Source organism: Streptomyces sp. NPDC052023, assembly GCF_044548465.1.
Classification (GTDB): domain Bacteria; phylum Actinomycetota; class Actinomycetes; order Streptomycetales; family Streptomycetaceae; genus Streptomyces.
Genome location: NZ_JBIUBW010000001.1, coordinates 697,762 through 713,839, shown reverse-complemented (window position 1 = coordinate 713,839; position 16,078 = coordinate 697,762). Strand labels below are relative to the sequence as shown.

Below are 16,078 nucleotides of genomic sequence, written 5' to 3'. Positions count from 1 at the left end.
TCCAGGCGCGGGACAGCGGAGGGCACTGCATTCCGTGTCCGTGAAGCAGAGGGCAGCAGACGTGCGCCCGCATCGCGGTCAGCCGGTCTTCCTCGACGGGGTCGAGCCGTACGCCGTCAGGAAGCGGTCGCGGAAGTCGCTCATCTTCCAGACCGGCGCGTCCTGCGCGGGCCGTAGCCCGTCCGTCCAGCCCCAGCCCGCGATCCTGTCCAGCACCTTCGGGTCCTTGGCGACGATCGAGACCGGCACGTCCCGGCTGGCGCGGTGGCCGCTGACCCGGGCGATGGGCTGGTGGTCGCCGAGGAAGACCAGGACGGTGTCCTTGGTGCCGTAGCGCTCCAGCCACTGAGTGAGGCTGGTGACGGAGTACTGGACGGACTTGCCGTACTCCTCCTTGGAGCGGGTGCCGTCGGCGATGATCTCCGCCGGGTCCGTGCCCGCCCGCTGGATCGGGCCGAAGAGCGAGCCGTCGCCGAGGTCCTCCCAGTCGACCATCTTCGGCAGTGGCGACCAGGGCTGGTGACTGGACGTCAGGATGATCTCCGCCATCAGCGGCTTGTCGCGCTTCCTGCCGTGCTCCAGCCGCTGGAAGGCCTCCAGGGTGTACTGGTCCGGCATGGTCGACCAGCTGAACTTCGGTCCCTTGTAACCGAGTTCGAACGCGTCGTAGACGTTGTCCAGGCCGTAGAACTTCGCCTCCGGCCAGCCCTTCTGCACACCCGGCATGACCCCGAGCGTCTGCCAGTCGCCGGTCTTCTGGAACGCCTTGGTCAGGGTGAGGTGGTCGCCGGAGGTGACGGTCCGGTAGCGCTGCTGGCTGTCGATCCACAGGCCGGACAGGAACGTGGAGTGGCCGAGCCAGCTGCTGCCGCCGTAGGTCGCCGACGTCAGCCACCCGCTCTTCGAGGCGAACCCCGCCTCCGTGAGGCTGTCGGTGCCGGCGTCCAGGGTCCGGCGGACGCCGGGGGCGATCAGGGGGTCCTCGATCGCGCTGCGGCCGTAGCTCTCGATGAACGCGAAGAGGACGTCCTTGCCCCGCAGGTCCGGGACGAGCTGCTCGCCGGGCGTCCCGCCGAACGCGTCCGTCCGCGCCTCCCGTTCGAACGCCGCCTCGTCCCGCAGTGTCGTCTGCACCCGCCGCGCCTGGACCTCCACCAGCGCCGACGCGTGGTCGGACGCGAGCGGCAGTCCGGCGACCTGGACGCCGAGCGTGGACGCCAGCGTCCAGGCGACGGCGGCGGCGAGGGTGGAGCGGACGGCGACCGTGCGGTGCCGGGCGAGTACGTTGCTCAGCCGGACCGTCGCCAGGGTCGTCACCGCGAACATCAGGACGGCCAGGACGAGGGCACCGACCGCGAGGGCCGTGGCGCCCGCCCCGCCCATCGCGTCCTCCATGTACGCCTGGGCGTCGTCGAGCAGACCCCAGTCGAGGACCAGGTTGAAGCCGCGGCCGAGGTACTCGTAGAAGCCCATGTCGAGCAGGTTCAGTACGGTCAGCGCCCCGAGGGAGAGCCCGCCGGCCACGGCTGCCACCAGCCGGGGGCGGCGCGGCAGCGCCAGCAGGACGGCGGCACCGATGATCGCCTCGACCGGGATGCGGAAGAACTTGCCGGGCGTGACGGTGTGCAGGGTGTTCGGCAGCAGCAGCGCGCCCAGCACGAGGACCGCGGCGAGGGCGGTGGCGGTGTGGCGCAGCACGCGGGTGGCGGTGGGACGGCCGGCGCGCCACCGCGCGAGGCGGCCGGAGGGGGCGGGCGGCTCAGGGGTGTCCGGAGCGGTCTTTGCTGCGTCATCGGTCGTGCGCGGTTGACGCGTGAAGACAGCCACCCGTGGGTCCCTCCGTACGAAAACGCCGAAAAGCGGCGGACCCGGCGTGGGGGAACGGGTCCGCCACCCCTTCGTACGGCCCGCGGCCCCGCTGCGTTCAGCGCGTCCCGGAACAGCCCCGCCGCCGGATGATCACGGGCGTTCGGGCACCGCCGGCTCGTGGCTCCGGCGGACGCGCGACGCGTGCGCCTCGGCGAGCCGGCCACGTGCCCGCGACGGCTGGCCGAGGCTCCGGCGGGCGCGCGATCCGCGGGCCACGGAGAGTCGGCCACGTGCCCGCGACGGCTCGCACGCCCCGGTCGGCCGCGGGTCCGCCCCGGCTGCCGTAGAGTTAGGTCTATTTGGCACGCAAAACCCGCCCCGTCACGCGGGGCCGGGAAACGCAAGGGGGTGCGCATGACCGGACGCAACACGACCCAGGCCAGCGCGGGGGAGCTGCTGGAACTCGTGCGCAGGGGGCGGGCCACCACGCGTGGCGCGCTCCAGCAGGCCACCGGTCTGTCCCGGGCCACCGTCGGTCAGCGCCTCGACCGCCTCTTCCGCGCGGGCTGGCTGCGCGAGGGGGCCGGCGGCCCCGTGGACTCCCCGCTCGGGGGCCGCCCCGCCATCACCTTGGAGTTCGACGCCGAGCACGCGGTCGTCCTCGCCGCCGACCTCGACACCCGGCACGCCCGCGCGGCCGTCCTGTCCCTGAGCGGCGAGATCCTCGCCGAACACGGCGGCACGCTGGTCATCGAGGACGGTCCGGAGCTGGTGCTGGGCGAACTCGGGCGGTGGTTCGCGGAGTTGCTCCAGAAGGCCGGCCACGGCGCCGGGGAGGTCTGCGGCATCGGCCTGGCCGTGCCCGGCCCGGTCGACATCGACACCGGCCGGGTGGTCCAGCCCCCGATGATGCCGGGCTGGGACGGCTACGACCTGCGCGGCCGCATGGCACAGGCGTTCACCGAGCACACGGGCGCCGGGCCCGTCCCCGTCCTCGTCGACAACGACGCGAACCTGATGGCGTACGGCGAGCAGCGCAGCGGCCACTACGGCTGCTCGGCGTTCGTCCTCGTCAAGGTCTCCACCGGCATCGGCGCGGGCGTGGTCGTCGGCGGCTCGGTCTACCGGGGGGTGGACGGCGGCGCCGGGGACATCGGCCACATCCGGGTCCCGGAGGGCGCGGACGCGCTGTGCCGGTGCGGTTCGTACGGCTGTCTGGCCGCCGTCGCCAGTGGCGGCGCCGTGGCCCGGCGGCTGGCCGAGGCCGGTGTGCCGGCGGCGTCCGGTTCGGACGTGCGGGAGCTGCTGGCGGCCGGGCACCCGGAGGCGGTGGCGCTGGCACGGGAGGCCGGGCGCCGGGTCGGGGAGGTGCTGGCGACCGTGGTGACGCTGCTGAACCCCGGGGTCCTGATGATGGCCGGGGATTTGGCCGGAACTCCCTTCCTGACCGGCGTACGGGAGTTGCTCTACGAGCGGGCGCTGCCGCGCTCCACGGCCCGGCTGGACATCGTGACCTCGCGGCTCGGGGAGCGTGCGGGGCTGGTGGGGGCGGGTGCGCTGGTCGTGGAGCACCTGTACGCGCCGGAGCGGGTGGAGGAGCGGCTGCAGGCACTGGGCGTGTGACGAGCGGATTTCCGTCTCCCGACGGCGTCCGCATGGTGAAAACCCGCTGCCTGTGGCAGCGTGATTCTCGCCACCCTTGATAAGGGTTGCGCTCAGATGAGCGGATCTTGGGCGACTGCACTTCTCCAAGGGGTGGCACTCAGTGCCACCCCTTGATCGTTCATCGATCGAAATCAGACGTGCCGGATGCCGCTCGTATGAGCAGAAAGCCCCGCCTCTGGGCGGCGCTGCGTTCAAGAAGTGAAAACATAAGCCCGTCGGCGCTTACCAAGCCTTGACTTTCGATCCGGTGGCGGACGAGTGGTTACAGGCGCATGACGCACAAGTAGACGTACCCAGGCGCCTTCGATCTGGGTATGTTCCTCGCCGTCAGGGCAGCCACCGCGTCCTCGAGGAGTCGAGACCGTGTCGGAAAACAAAGATCCCCAGGTAGCCGGATCCGGCAACAGCGTTGAGGGCGTGAAGTTCGTTTACGACTTCACCGAGGGCAACAAGGACCTCAAGGACCTCCTCGGCGGCAAGGGCGCGAACCTCGCCGAGATGACCAACCTGGGCCTTCCCGTGCCTCCGGGCTTCACCATCACCACCGAGGCCTGCAAGGTCTACCTCGACAGTGGTGAGGAGCCCGCGGCACTGCGTGACGAGGTGAGTGCGCACCTCGACGCGCTGGAGCAGACGATGGGCAAGAAGCTCGGTCAGGCCGACAACCCTCTCCTCGTGTCGGTCCGCTCGGGTGCCAAGTTCTCCATGCCCGGCATGATGGACACGGTCCTGAACATCGGTCTGTCGGACAAGTCCGTCCAGGGGCTGGCCAAGCAGGCCGGCGACGAACGCTTCGCGTGGGACTCCTACCGCCGCCTCATCCAGATGTTCGGCAAGACCGTCCTCGGCGTCGAAGGCGACCTCTTCGAGGAGGCGCTGGAGAAGGCCAAGGAGGCCAAGAAGGTCGCGGTCGACACCGAGCTGGAGGCCGCGGACCTCAAGAAGCTCGTCACCTCCTTCAAGAAGATCGTCAAGAAGGAGGCCGGCCGCGACTTCCCGCAGGACCCGCGCGAGCAGATGGACCTCGCCATCCACGCGGTCTTCGACTCCTGGAACACCGACCGCGCCAAGCTCTACCGCCGCCAGGAGCGCATCCCGCACGACCTGGGCACCGCGGTCAACGTCTGCTCGATGGTCTTCGGCAACCTCGGCCCCGACTCCGGCACCGGCGTCGCCTTCACCCGCGACCCCGCCTCCGGCCACCAGGGCGTCTACGGCGACTACCTGCAGAACGCGCAGGGCGAGGACGTGGTGGCGGGCATCCGCAACACCGTCCCGCTCGCCGAGCTGGAGCAGATCGACAAGAAGTCGTACGACCAGCTGATGCAGATCATGGAGACGCTGGAGAACCACTACAAGGACCTGTGCGACATCGAGTTCACGATCGAGCGCGGTCAGCTGTGGATGCTCCAGACCCGCGTCGGCAAGCGCACCGCCGGCGCCGCCTTCCGCATCGCGACCCAGCTCGTCGACCAGGGCCTGATCGACGAGGCCGAGGCGCTCCAGCGGGTCACCGGCGCCCAGCTCGCCCAGCTGATGTTCCCCCGCTTCGACGACAGCGCCAAGGTCGAGCAGGTCGGCCGGGGCATCGCGGCGTCGCCGGGCGCGGCGGTCGGCAAGGCGGTCTTCGACTCGTACACCGCGGTGAAGTGGTCGCGCTCCGGCGAGAAGGTCATCCTGATCCGCCGCGAGACCAACCCCGACGACCTGGACGGCATGATCGCGGCCGAGGGCATCCTGACCTCGCGCGGCGGCAAGACCTCCCACGCGGCCGTCGTCGCGCGCGGCATGGGCAAGACCTGTGTCTGCGGCGCGGAGGAGCTGGAGGTCGACACCAAGCGCCGCCGGATGACCGTGCCCGGCGGTCACGTGGTGGAGGAGGGCGACCTCATCTCCATCGACGGCTCCTCGGGCAAGGTGTACCTCGGTGAGGTGCCGGTGGTGCCCTCCCCGGTCGTCGAGTACTTCGAGGGCCGGATGCACGCGGGCGCGGACGACGCCGACGAGCTGGTCGAGGCCGTGCACCGGATCATGGCGTTCGCGGACCGCAAGCGCCGGCTGCGGGTGCGCGCCAACGCGGACAACGCCGAGGACGCGCTGCGGGCCCGCCGCTTCGGCGCGCAGGGCATCGGCCTGTGCCGTACCGAGCACATGTTCCTCGGTGACCGCCGTGAGCTGGTGGAGCGCCTGATCCTGGCCGACACGGAGACGGAGCGCGAGGAGTCGCTGAAGGAGCTGCTGCCGCTTCAGAAGCAGGACTTCGTGGAGCTGTTCGAGGCGATGGACGGCCTGCCGGTCACCATCCGGCTGCTCGACCCGCCGCTGCACGAGTTCCTCCCCGACATCACCGAGCTGTCGGTCCGCGTGGCGCTGGCGGAGTCCCGTCAGGAGCCGCACGAGAACGAACTCCGCCTGCTCCAGGCCGTCCACCGGCTGCACGAGCAGAACCCGATGCTGGGCCTGCGCGGCGTCCGGCTCGGCCTGGTCATCCCCGGCCTGTTCACGATGCAGGTCCGGGCGATCGCCGAGGCCGCGGCCGCGCGCAAGGCGGCGAAGGGCGACCCGCGCGCCGAGGTCATGATCCCGCTGGTCGGCACGGTGCAGGAGCTGGAGCTGGTCCGCGACGAGGCCGACCAGGTCATCGCCGAGGTCGAGGCCGCGACCGGCACGAAGCTGAAGCTGGCCATCGGCACCATGATCGAGCTGCCGCGCGCCGCGCTGACCGCCGCTCAGATCGCCGAGGCGGCGGAGTTCTTCTCCTTCGGCACCAACGACCTCACGCAGACGGTGTGGGGCTTCAGCCGGGACGACGTGGAGGCCTCGTTCTTCACGGCGTACCTGGAGAAGGGCATCTTCGGCGTCTCCCCGTTCGAGACGATCGACAAGGACGGCGTGGGTTCCCTGGTCGCGGCCGCCGCGAAGGCGGGCCGTGAGACCCGTCCCGACCTGAAGCTCGGCGTCTGCGGCGAGCACGGCGGCGACCCGGAGTCCGTCCACTTCTTCCACGAGGTGGGGCTGGACTACGTCTCCTGCTCGCCGTTCCGGATCCCGGTGGCGCGTCTGGAGGCCGGCCGGGCCGCGTCGCAGTCGGCGGGCAGCGACCACCGCTGACCCGAGGGCCCCGGAACCGCCGTTGATCCCCGACCCTCACGATCCGGCGGCGGTTCCGGCGTACGAGGAGAGGGCGGCACCCTGTGCGGGGGTGCCGCCCTCTTCGTGTCACGTGCCGTCGGCCGGGTGGTCGAGCTCCGTGGCGAGCCGGCGCAGCGGCGGCCCGTACTCCGGGTCCGCGAGGGCGGCGGCGAACTGGGCGGTGAGGTAGGCGAGCGGGTTGCCGGTGTCGTACCAGCGGCCCTGGATGACCTGTCCGTACACGGCCCGGCTGCCGGCGTAGGCGTTGATCGCGTCGGTCAGGTAGATCTCGCCGGTGCGGTGCTCGTACCAGCGCTTGGTCTGCTCCCGCAGCTCGTCGACGATGCCCGGGGTGATGACGTACCCGCCGATGGCCGCGTACGCCGAGGGCGCGTCCTGCGGCTTGGGCTTCTCCACCAGGCCGGTGATGCGCAGCAGCCCCTCGCCGAGGTCCTCCCTGACCACGGGCACGCCGTAGCGCTGCGAGTCGCCCGGCTCCATCGGCATCAGCGCGAGGACGGGGCAGCTGGTGGCCTCGTAGGCCCGGATCAGCTGCTGGGCGCGCGGTACGTCGGCGACGAAGACGTCGTCGGGCCACAGCACGAGCATCGGCTCGTCACCGAAGTTGCGGGCGGCGTTGAGGACGGGGGTGCCGTTGCCGTACGGGCCGTGCTGGTCGAGGTAGGTGATGTGGCCGAGCCGGGACAGCTCGCCGACCTCCTCCACGGCGTCCGCGTACGCCGTCTTGCCGTCGGCCCGCAGCTGGGCGACGAGCGCGGGGTTGGGCCGGAAGTGGTCCTGGATGAGGCCCTTTCCGCCCGAGACGACGATGGTGATGTCGGTGATGCCGGAGGCCACGAGCTCCCGGACGGTGTGCTCGATGACGGGTTTGTCACCGACGGGCAGCATCTCCTTGGGCGTGGCCTTGGTCAGCGGCAGAAGCCTGGAACCGAGGCCGGCGGCGGGGATGACTGCCCTGCGGATGGTCGTGGCCATGGAGCCCCCAGAGGCGGAGTGGGTGTCGCGGACGGGACGTCGGCGGTGAGTGTCCCATCCGGACGTGTACCGCCGAGGGACTGCGCATGCCCGTCGCGTGGAGGAGCGCCGTCCCCGTTCCACCCGCGAGTGGCGGTCTCACCCCGCGAGGGGCGGTGCGGAGCGGGAAGCCGCCGCCTCGCAGGTCCGCCATGTCGAGGGGGCCGGCGCCGGCCCGGACGGCGTGGACGCCGGGCCATCCCTCGCCCGCCCGCGCGTTCCCGGTGGCGCCGATCCGGTACTCCATGGCGCCGAACGGCCCGGCGAGGGTCAGCAGCGCGCCCGGTCTTCCCCAGCCTGTCTGCGCGCACGGACGCCCCTCCACGTGATCAACGGTTGGTGATCATGACGCCCGAGGCCGCTCACGGTTGCGTGGCGGGGCCTTTCCTCACGTCGGGTCCGGTGCCGGACGGGCAGGCCAGAGCAGTGCCTGGGCGACGACGACGGACTCGCCGTCGAAGGTGACCGAGGGGCCGGCGTGGAGTTCGTAGCCGAGGTCGAGAGCCTCGCTCACGCGGCGGCAGAACGACGCGTCGTCCGGGCCGGTGAGGACGCGGTACCGGGGCAGACCGCCGGGTGGTGTGCTCATGGAGGCAAGGATCTCAGGCGCGCCGACGGGGCAACCGGGTGACGGACGATGCCCGGGGACGGCGTGTGTCGTTGGGCCGGGCATGATCAAGAAACTCGTCTGTGTCTCCGTCATGTCCACCGCCCTGCTGGCGGCCGCCCCCGCCGCCCAGGCCGCCCCGGCCCCCGACTCGTCCGGTGAGGTCCCCGCAAGCCGCCTCCTGGGCGGCCTGCTCGGCACGCTGGAGGTGGGGCACCCGGTCACCTCGCTCAGCACGATCCTTCCCAGCGGCCTCGCCGGCCGCTGACCTACGCGTCGCAGGCCACGCCGTCGTTGTCCCGGTCCAGGTGGGAGGCGTAGCCGGGCTCGCCGCGATGGATCGGGGCGGCGCCGGCCGCCCGGGCCTCGCTGCAGTTGCCGTAGTAGACCCCGGTGTCCGAGCCGGACGAGTCGTCGAAGCCGCCGCCGGCCGCCGGCTCGGCGGTGACCGTCCTGGTCGCGGTGACCGTCTTCGTGACGGTCACCGTGGGCGCCGGTTCGGCCTCCGGGGTCTGCGTCACCGTCGCCGTCGCCGTCGCGGTGACGGTCTCGGTCGGGGTGGGTCCGGCGGCCGCCGGTCTCGCCTCGGCCGTCTTCTCCCCGCCGCCGGCCGCGCCGATGCCGGTGCCGAGCAGGAAGATCAGGGCGAGCGCGGGGAGCAGGTACCGCTTGCGCGCCCATCCCGGGGCGGGGCGAACGGCGGGCGGTGGCATGTACGGGTTGGTCATCTCGTCCCCCCGGACGTGTCATGTGAGGGGATGAACGTAATGCCGGGGCGCCTGAGTGCTGGGCGTTGTGGCCTTTCTGTGACTCTTTCGTGCGTGTGAAGTGTGCATGAGGTGTGCGTGAGGCCTGCGGGACCTGGGGAACCGTGGCCGCCCCGCCCGGCGTGATCACAGGCGTGACGCAGACGCAGGAAGCGGGGCTCCCCGTCGCCCATCTGGCAGCCGTCTGGCTGTTCGGGTGCGCGATCACGGCCGTGCAGACGCAGGTCGCTCTGATCGCCCTCTTCGCCGGCGGGGCCGCTTCGCTCGCCGTCGCCCTCACCGTGGTCAGCGCCCTGGCGGTCACCGCACTGGCCGGCGCCGCGACCGCCGCCCGTGCCGTCGTGCCGCTCACGCGCCGCAAGCACGGCCGGTGGGCCTGGGCGTCGGGCGTCCACCTGCTCGGCACGGCCGGCGTCTTCGGGGCCGCCGTGGTCGCCTTCCAGGCCGATCACCTGGACAGCGGTCTCCTGCTCTGCTCCGCCGGGGGCAGCTGCTACGCCCTCGCCGCCGCGTTGTTCCTGCCCGGCACCCGGATCAGGCTGGGGGCTCTGGGGGTGGCGGCCGTCCTCGCCGGGTGGGGGGCGTACGCCGCCCGCGAGGCCGCCCGGCCTCCCGCCCTCGACGAGTGGATCACCGCAAGCGACGTCGACCCCGCGATGCTGCGGGTCGGCGATCCGCCGCCGGGGTACACACTGCGCGTCCTGGGCGCGAGCGAGGACGGCTTCGGGGCCGACTACGAGCGGCCCGCCTCGGCACGACTGCACCTCGGTGTGGCACGCGAGGAGTACGGCACCCGGCGCACCGGCGCCCGCGGCTGCCCCGTCCCCCAGGGCGAACCGATCCACTGCACGGACGACGGCGGCGGCCGCCAGTTGCTGACGTTCGAGGGCGGATACGCCCACCAGGAGCTCCGGCTGCGCAGTGACGGCCTGGTGTTCACCGTGACCTTGCCGGGCTCCGGCGGCGACCTGACGGCCGCCCGGCACATCCTGACGACGCTCAGACCGGCCACCGACGGCGAGCTCGGCGCTCTGGTGGAGCTGCCGATGCGGTGAGCTAGCCGAAGGCCCAGCCGCTCCACCGGCCGACCCGGACGGCCACCGCGGGGCCCTGGGGAGGAGACGTCCGGTACTGGCCGTACTTGCCGCACAGCGACTCGACGGCGCGACGGCGCTCCTCCCCGTCCTGGAGGATCTCCCCCCGGCCGTCGGCACGGGCCCACCACAGCGCCGCCCAGTCCTCGTCGTAGTGGTCGGCCAGCACCGCCACCGCGGGATTCTCCCGGATGTTGCGCAACCGCCGCAGGTCCCAGGTGCTCTTCGGTTTGTGGTCCACGGCGAAGTAGAGGACCTCGCCGAGCACGGCGAACGTCACCGGTACGACGTGCGGCACGCCGTCGGCGCCGGCCGTCGCCAGCCGCGCGACGGACGCGGCGACCAGACGCCGCCTGGCGTCGGCGGGCGCGAGCTTCATACGTCCACCGTAGCCAGGCCGTGGACCTGGCGAGGCGGGGCAGGAAGGGCCGGTGGGACGGATGGAACCCGACGTTCCGGGCGGGCACGGCCCGCTCGGCGACGTCGGCAGGGACTCGGCGGGCCCGCCGCGTCCACCACCCCACCGGCCCGGCGCGACGCTACGACCGGAAGGGCCCCGTCACCTCGTACGTGATGCCGCCGGAGGAGCTGCCGCTCGTGCCGCGCTGGCTGGAGAAGTACAGCCGCCGGCCGTCGGGGGAGAACGCCGGTCCCGTGATCTCGGAGCCGGACTGGCCGTCGATCCGGAGGAAGGGGGCGATCACGTCGTTCGGCGTGATCACGCAGATCTCCATGTTGCCGCCGTCCTCCGCGACGAACAGGTCGCCGGAGGAGGAGCCGGTGATGTTGTCGACGCCGGTCAGCGGGGCCGTGCCGGAGCTGACGAGGGAGTCGTCGTAGGCCAGCTCGTAGGTGTTGCTCGTGAGGTTGACCTGCCAGACGCGGTTGTCGCCCTTGGTGGTGAACCAGACCGTGTCGTCGGCGTAGTGGCAGCCCTCGCCGCCGTTGAAGGACTTCGAGCCGGAGACCTGGGAGCGGGTGGCCGTCGGGGAGCCGTCCGGGTCGGGGACGTTCGCCCAGGTGAAGGAGCCCGAGGTGGCGGATCCCGCGACCATCACCTGGAGGGTGCCGGCGGACAGGTCGCCCCATGTGGTGGGCACGAAGCGGTAGAAGCGGCCGTTCGTCTCGTCCTCGGTCAGGTAGACGACCTTGCGGACGGGGTCGGCGGCAGCGGCCTCGTGCTTGAAGCGGCCCATGGCGTCCCGGCGCACCGCCGCCTTCACCCCCCACGGGTCCGTCTCGAAGACGTAGCCGAGGGACACCTCCTCGCAGGACAGCCAGGTGTTCCACGGGGTCTTGCCGCCCGCGCAGTTGGTGCGGGTGCCGGAGAGGATGCGGTACGCCGACGTGACGGTGCCCGTCGAGGAGAACTTCACCGCGCTCGCGCCGCCGGACGGGTTGATCTCCGAGTTGGAGACGTAGATCCAGCCGCTGCCGTCGGCGTAACAGGCGCCGCCGTCGGGGGCGTTGTGCCAGGTGTACGACGTGCCGGTGACGCGCTGTCCGGAACGGGCTATCACCCGGCTGGTGAAGCCGCTGGGGAGCCTGATGCCGTTGGCGTCGGCGGAACCGAGCGCCCCGTAGGGGCCCGTGCCCGGCTGGGCGGGGGCCGCGTACGCGGCGCCGCGCCACAGGCTTCCGCCGAGGGCTGCCGCTGAGCCGCCGAGGACGGCCGCACGCAGGAGGTTACGACGTTCCACTCTCACTCCAAGAGGTGCCGTGACCGCCCCGCCGCCGGTCGGCGGCGGGGTCGTGCGATCAGGGACGCTAGGGGAGCGGAGTGGACGCGCCGTGGACGGGCCGTGACGCGCCGGCGGCGGCTACGGGGATGGGGATTCCCTGCCGGTACGGCCGGGCCCCACCGGTTTCGGCCTCCACCTGCCCGGCCGTCAAGTTCCCTGTGTGCGCGACCCATTGACTTCCCATGGCCGTGTTGGTTGGGTGGCTCATCCACTGAGCCACCGGGTCCACCCGGTGGCCGGAGCGCAGCACGGAGGAACCGTATGGAGGCACTGCCCCGCGACACCGTCGTCGACGTCCTGGAGGAGCGGCTGCGCGAGGACATCCTCGCCGGGCGGCACCCCGTCGGCAGCTATCTGCCGCCCGAGCGCCGGCTGGCCGACGGCTACGGCGTCAACCGCACCACCCTCAAGCACGCCTTCGGCCGCCTCGTCCAGGCGGGCCTTCTGGAGACGAAGCATGGAGTGGGCACCCGGGTGCGGGACTTCGCCCGCCTGGGCGGCGCCGATCTGCTGCCCATGCTGGTGCGGCACAGCCCGGACTGGATCGGCGAGATCTTCGAAGTGCGGCGCGCCATAGGTCAGTTGATCGCCGGGCAGGCCGCCGCCCGGGCCACCGCGCACCATCGCGCCGACCTGCGCGCCCTGCTCGACGCCGTGCGCGTCGCCGAGGGCGGCGCGGCCGTCCAGCTCGCGGACGTCGAGGTGCACCGGGCCCTGGCCCGCGCCACCGGCAACCGGGTCTACGTCCTGCTGACCAACACGCTCTTCAACGCCTACCTGCCCGTGCGCGCCGCCCTCGTGGCGCCCTTCACCGACGCCGGGACCGCCCACGCGCGGCTAGCACCGGTGGTGGACGCCGTGGTGGCCGGCGACGACGGCCGCGCACGGCAGGCGGCCGAGGCGTATCTGACGGCCACCGAACGGATCATGCGGGAGGGACTCGCATGACGGACGCCGACGACGCCCGCAGCGAGCCCCGCACCCGGACGCGCGCAAGGCGGGGCACGACGTTCCGCGAGACGATGCTCGGCACGGTCCGGCTCGACGGCGGGGACCGCACCCGCCGGATCCGCCTCGACCTGCGCGTCGCGGCCGACCGGGTGCTGCGCCCGCACGCCACGACCGAGGCGCGGGCCACCGGGCGCCTGCGCATCGCCGGTCTGGCCGACGACCCCGGCGCCGAGGGCGAGCTGGAGATCTCCCCGCTCGCCAGGCGCCGCATCCGCTACCGCATCGGATTCACCGCCGACGGCCGCCGCCTCACCCTGGACGGCTGGAAGTCGGTGACCCCGCGCCGGCCCCTCACGTCCATGACCGTGCTGCCGTTCACCCTGTACGAGAACGGGGCGCGCGTCGGCACCGGCACGCTGCGCTTCCCCCTCACGACCGGCCTCGTACCGTTCCTGGCGAGCTTCCGCCTCCCCCGCCACGAGGCCGCGGACGCGCTCACCGCGCCCCGCTGGAACGGCGAGCCGGGCCGCACCGAGGTCTGGTACACCACGCTCACCGACCCGGCCACCGGCACCGGACTCTGGCTGCACCACGAACTCACCGCGCCCACCGACGGTTCCCCGCCGTACGCGCACGGCTGGGCGGCGGCCTTTCCCGCGCACGGACCGGTGCGGCACGCCCGCTTCGGTCCGGCTCCGTGGGAGCGGCCGGGCGAGGGATTCACGGCGGCGGGGGTGTCGGCCACCCCGGGGCGGCTGACCGGATCCGCGGGCACCTTCCGCTGGGACCTGGCCGAACGACCGGCCGGGGCACCGCTGTTCACCTTCCCGCGCTGGTCCTGGCGCCGGCCCCTGCTGCCCGCCGCCCAGATCCTGCCCGCCGCGCGTGCCGCCTACGACGGGACCTTCACCTTCGACGGCACCACCCTCACCCTCGACGGCGCCCCCGGCGGCTCGGCCCGCATCTACGGCCACGGCAACGCCCGCCGCTGGGCCTGGCTGCACGCCGACCTCGGCGGTGGCGACGTCCTGGAGATCGTCGCCGCGGTGTCCATGCGGCCCGTGCTGCGCCGGCTGCCCCCACTGGTGTTCCTGCGGCTGCGGCGCAGCGGCGCCACCTGGCCGCGTCGTGCGGAGCGCAGCGCCGTGGGCTGGGCCGGTCTCGGCCGGTTCCGCGCCGACCTCGCCCTGCCGACCTGGACCGTGACCGGCCGTGCCGGGCGGCGCCGGATCCGGGTCGAGGTCACCCAGCCCGCCGACCGCACCCTCGCGCTCGACTACACCGACCCCGACGGCGCCCCCGCGGTCTGCCGCAACTCCGAACGTGCCGACGCCCATGTGCTGCTGGAGCGCCGGTGGTGGCCGGGCGGCTGGCGCACCGAGGCCGAGTGGCAGCTCGACGGCACCGCCCACGCGGAAGTGGGCACCCGATGAGCCTCACCGGGTTCGTGGCCGCGCTGCTCGCCGACGACGGCACCGAGCCCTGGGCCGCCCGCGTGCCCGCCCGCCTCGACCGGGTCCTCGACTCGATGCCGCTGCCCGCCCGCACCGGCGTACGGGCCGCCGCGCTCGCCGTCGACGCCTATGCCCTGGCCCGGACGGGCCGCCCGCTCGACGCCCTCGCCGCGGGTGAGCGGGAGTCGGTGCTCGCCGGCCTCGGCGCCCGCCGTGCGCTGGTCCCCTTCCTCGACGTGCTCAAGGTGCCCGTCCTGCTCGCCGCCGGTACCGAGCGCATGCTCCAGGACGGGGGGCCGGCCACCGCCGCGGCACCCGCCGACCCCCCGCTCGACTGCACGCCCGCCCACGCCTGGCCCGCGCGCTCCACCGCCGGCGCCGTGGTCGTCGGCTCCGGGGCGGGCGGCGCCATGGCGGCCCGCACCCTGGCCCGCGCCGGGCTCGACGTCGTCGTCCTGGAGGAGGGGCACCACCACCGCACCGACTCCTTCGGCGGACGTGCCCCGCTGGACCGGTTCGCCGAGCTGTACCGCGACGGCGGCGCCACCGTCGCCCTGGGCAGCCCGCCCCTGCTGCTTCCCGTCGGCCGGGCGGTCGGCGGCACCACCGTCGTCAACTCCGGCACCTGCTACCGCACCCCCGGCCACGTCCTGGACCGCTGGACCCACCACTTCGGGTTCGCGCTCGCCGAACGCCTCGGGCCCTGTCTCGACGAGGCCGAGAGCACCCTGCGCGTCGGCCGCCAGCCCCTCGACGTCCTCGGCACCAACGGCCGCCTCGCACTGGCCGGCGCGGAGCGGCTCGGCTGGCAGGCCGCACCACTGCGCCGCAACGCGCCGGGCTGCAAGGGTTCCTGCCAGTGCGTGGTGGGCTGCCCGACCGGCGCCAAGCAGAGCGTCCAGCTCTCCGTGCTGCCCGGTGCCTGTGCCGCCGGCGCGCGCATCGTGACCGGCGCGCGCGTACGCCGGATCCTGGTGGACGGCGACCGGCCCGGCCTGCCGCGTGCCGCGGGCGTGCGGGTGCGGCGGGACGGAGGCGGGGAGTTCGAGATCCTGGCGCCGCTCGTGGTCGTCGCCGCGGGCGCCCTGGAGTCGCCGCCGCTGCTGCGCCGCTCCGGCCTGGGCGGCCATCCGCGTCTGGGCCGCAACCTCAGCGTCCATCCGGCCACGAGTGTCGCCGGGCGGTTCGCCGAACCGGTCACCGCCTGGGAGGGCGTACTGCAGAGCGTCGGCGTCGAGGAACACCACGACGAGGGCGTCCTGATCGAGGCCACCGCCACGCCGCCGGGCATGGGGTCGTTCGTCCTGCCGGGCCTGGGCAGGCAGTTGCGGCGCGAGCTGGCGGGGGCCGGGCACCTCGCCACGCTCGGCGCGATGATCGCCGACCGCCCCTCCGGCCGGGTCCTGGGCCGCGAGCGCACGCTGCCGCGCTACGACCTTCACCGGCGGGACGCGGACCGGCTCATGCGGGCCGTGCGCGCCATGGGCGAGCTGCTGTTCGCCGCGGGCGCGGAGGAGGTCCTCACCGGCATCCCCTCCGCGCCCCGCGCCCGCACACTCGCCGGCCTGGACGCCGTCCTCGCCGGGGTCGGCGCGCGCGGGCTCCACCTGTCCGCCTACCACCCCACCGGCACGGTCGCCGCCGGCGCCGACGCCGCGCGCGCCCCGGCCGACCCGGAGGGGCGGCTGCGCGGCGTACGGGGCGTACTGATCGCCGATGCCTCGGTGCTGCCCGGCTGTCCCGAGGTGAACCCGCAGCTGAGCATCATGGCCGCGGCACTGGCGGTCACGGACGCCTTCCTGGAGCGGTGACGCGGCGGCCG

The 16,078-nt window shown here is 73.3% G+C and carries 13 protein-coding genes; 7 read left to right on the top strand and 6 right to left on the bottom strand.

All coding sequences use genetic code 11. The annotated features are described in order from the left end of the window. Positions 1–78: 78 nt before the first annotated feature. The gene (locus ACIHCM_RS03285) at positions 79–1,827 is read right to left on the bottom strand and encodes a CDP-alcohol phosphatidyltransferase (RefSeq protein ID WP_399888274.1); all 1,749 of its coding nucleotides are present in this window, start codon (positions 1,825–1,827) and stop codon (positions 79–81) included. 396 nt (positions 1,828–2,223) lie between these two features. Here ACIHCM_RS03285 and ACIHCM_RS03280 point away from each other — a divergent pair, with 396 nt between their 5' ends. After that, positions 2,224–3,432 (top strand): ROK family protein, encoded by a 1,209-nt coding sequence (locus ACIHCM_RS03280; protein WP_399888271.1) that lies wholly within the window; start codon positions 2,224–2,226, stop codon positions 3,430–3,432. Positions 3,433–3,837: 405 nt separating this feature from the next. After that, on the top strand, positions 3,838–6,585 hold the full coding sequence (gene ppdK, locus ACIHCM_RS03275; protein ID WP_399888268.1) for a pyruvate, phosphate dikinase: 2,748 nt from the start codon (positions 3,838–3,840) through the stop codon (positions 6,583–6,585). A gap of 108 nt (positions 6,586–6,693) precedes the next feature. Here the strand turns inward: ppdK and ACIHCM_RS03270 are convergent, their stop codons facing one another. Continuing rightward, positions 6,694–7,602: a UTP--glucose-1-phosphate uridylyltransferase gene (locus ACIHCM_RS03270; RefSeq protein WP_399888264.1), complete on the bottom strand. Its 909-nt coding sequence runs from the start codon at positions 7,600–7,602 to the stop codon at positions 6,694–6,696. Positions 7,603–8,029: 427 nt separating this feature from the next. Then, a complete protein-coding gene (locus ACIHCM_RS03265) occupies positions 8,030–8,230 on the bottom strand; it encodes a DUF1737 domain-containing protein (protein ID WP_399888262.1) in 201 nt (66 codons plus the stop codon). An 82-nt stretch (positions 8,231–8,312) separates the two neighbouring features. Here ACIHCM_RS03265 and ACIHCM_RS03260 point away from each other — a divergent pair, with 82 nt between their 5' ends. After that, entirely contained in the window at positions 8,313–8,516 is a 204-nt protein-coding gene (locus ACIHCM_RS03260; protein ID WP_399888259.1) for a hypothetical protein, read from the top strand. A gap of 1 nt (position 8,517) precedes the next feature. Here the strand turns inward: ACIHCM_RS03260 and ACIHCM_RS03255 are convergent, their stop codons facing one another. Beyond that, positions 8,518–8,976: an excalibur calcium-binding domain-containing protein gene (locus ACIHCM_RS03255; RefSeq protein ID WP_399888256.1), complete on the bottom strand. Its 459-nt coding sequence runs from the start codon at positions 8,974–8,976 to the stop codon at positions 8,518–8,520. 173 nt (positions 8,977–9,149) lie between these two features. Here ACIHCM_RS03255 and ACIHCM_RS03250 point away from each other — a divergent pair, with 173 nt between their 5' ends. Continuing rightward, positions 9,150–10,070 carry a hypothetical protein gene (locus ACIHCM_RS03250; protein ID WP_399888254.1) on the top strand — a complete coding sequence of 307 codons (921 nt, stop codon included), beginning with the start codon at positions 9,150–9,152 and terminating at the stop codon, positions 10,068–10,070. A gap of 1 nt (position 10,071) precedes the next feature. On the opposite strand, the gene ACIHCM_RS03245 is transcribed toward ACIHCM_RS03250, so the two are convergent. Both ACIHCM_RS03245 and ACIHCM_RS03240 read right to left on the bottom strand, forming a co-directional pair. Further along, complete coding sequence (locus ACIHCM_RS03245) at positions 10,072–10,488, bottom strand: TIGR03668 family PPOX class F420-dependent oxidoreductase (RefSeq protein WP_399888251.1); 417 nt, start codon at positions 10,486–10,488, stop codon at positions 10,072–10,074. A 160-nt stretch (positions 10,489–10,648) separates the two neighbouring features. Then, positions 10,649–11,809, bottom strand: coding sequence for an alkaline phosphatase PhoX (locus ACIHCM_RS03240; RefSeq protein WP_399888248.1), 1,161 nt, complete (start codon positions 11,807–11,809; stop codon positions 10,649–10,651). 303 nt (positions 11,810–12,112) lie between these two features. Here ACIHCM_RS03240 and ACIHCM_RS03235 point away from each other — a divergent pair, with 303 nt between their 5' ends. Genes ACIHCM_RS03235 through ACIHCM_RS03225 form a run of 3 tightly spaced genes read left to right on the top strand, consistent with a single transcriptional unit; the run spans position 12,113 to position 16,067 of the window. Beyond that, positions 12,113–12,799, top strand: a complete 687-nt coding sequence (locus ACIHCM_RS03235) for a FadR/GntR family transcriptional regulator (protein WP_399888245.1) — start codon at positions 12,113–12,115, stop codon at positions 12,797–12,799. Continuing rightward, a complete protein-coding gene (locus ACIHCM_RS03230; protein ID WP_399888242.1) occupies positions 12,796–14,235 on the top strand; it encodes a hypothetical protein in 1,440 nt (479 codons plus the stop codon). Before ACIHCM_RS03235 ends, ACIHCM_RS03230 begins: the two co-directional genes overlap by 4 nt. Then, complete coding sequence (locus tag ACIHCM_RS03225; protein WP_399888240.1) at positions 14,232–16,067, top strand: GMC family oxidoreductase N-terminal domain-containing protein; 1,836 nt, start codon at positions 14,232–14,234, stop codon at positions 16,065–16,067. The genes ACIHCM_RS03230 and ACIHCM_RS03225 overlap by 4 nt, the downstream gene beginning before the upstream one ends. Positions 16,068–16,078: the final 11 nt, after the last annotated feature.

Coding starts and splice junctions, on each gene's coding strand:
- ACIHCM_RS03280 (WP_399888271.1), top strand. CDS start 2,224: ATGACCGGACGCAACACGACCCAGGCCAGCGCGGGGGAGCTGCTGGAA.
- ACIHCM_RS03270 (WP_399888264.1), bottom strand. CDS start 7,602: ATGGCCACGACCATCCGCAGGGCAGTCATCCCCGCCGCCGGCCTCGGT.
- ACIHCM_RS03265 (WP_399888262.1), bottom strand. CDS start 8,230: ATGAGCACACCACCCGGCGGTCTGCCCCGGTACCGCGTCCTCACCGGC.
- ACIHCM_RS03260 (WP_399888259.1), top strand. CDS start 8,313: ATGATCAAGAAACTCGTCTGTGTCTCCGTCATGTCCACCGCCCTGCTG.
- ACIHCM_RS03255 (WP_399888256.1), bottom strand. CDS start 8,976: ATGACCAACCCGTACATGCCACCGCCCGCCGTTCGCCCCGCCCCGGGA.
- ACIHCM_RS03245 (WP_399888251.1), bottom strand. CDS start 10,488: ATGAAGCTCGCGCCCGCCGACGCCAGGCGGCGTCTGGTCGCCGCGTCC.
- ACIHCM_RS03235 (WP_399888245.1), top strand. CDS start 12,113: ATGGAGGCACTGCCCCGCGACACCGTCGTCGACGTCCTGGAGGAGCGG.
- ACIHCM_RS03230 (WP_399888242.1), top strand. CDS start 12,796: ATGACGGACGCCGACGACGCCCGCAGCGAGCCCCGCACCCGGACGCGC.
- ACIHCM_RS03225 (WP_399888240.1), top strand. CDS start 14,232: ATGAGCCTCACCGGGTTCGTGGCCGCGCTGCTCGCCGACGACGGCACC.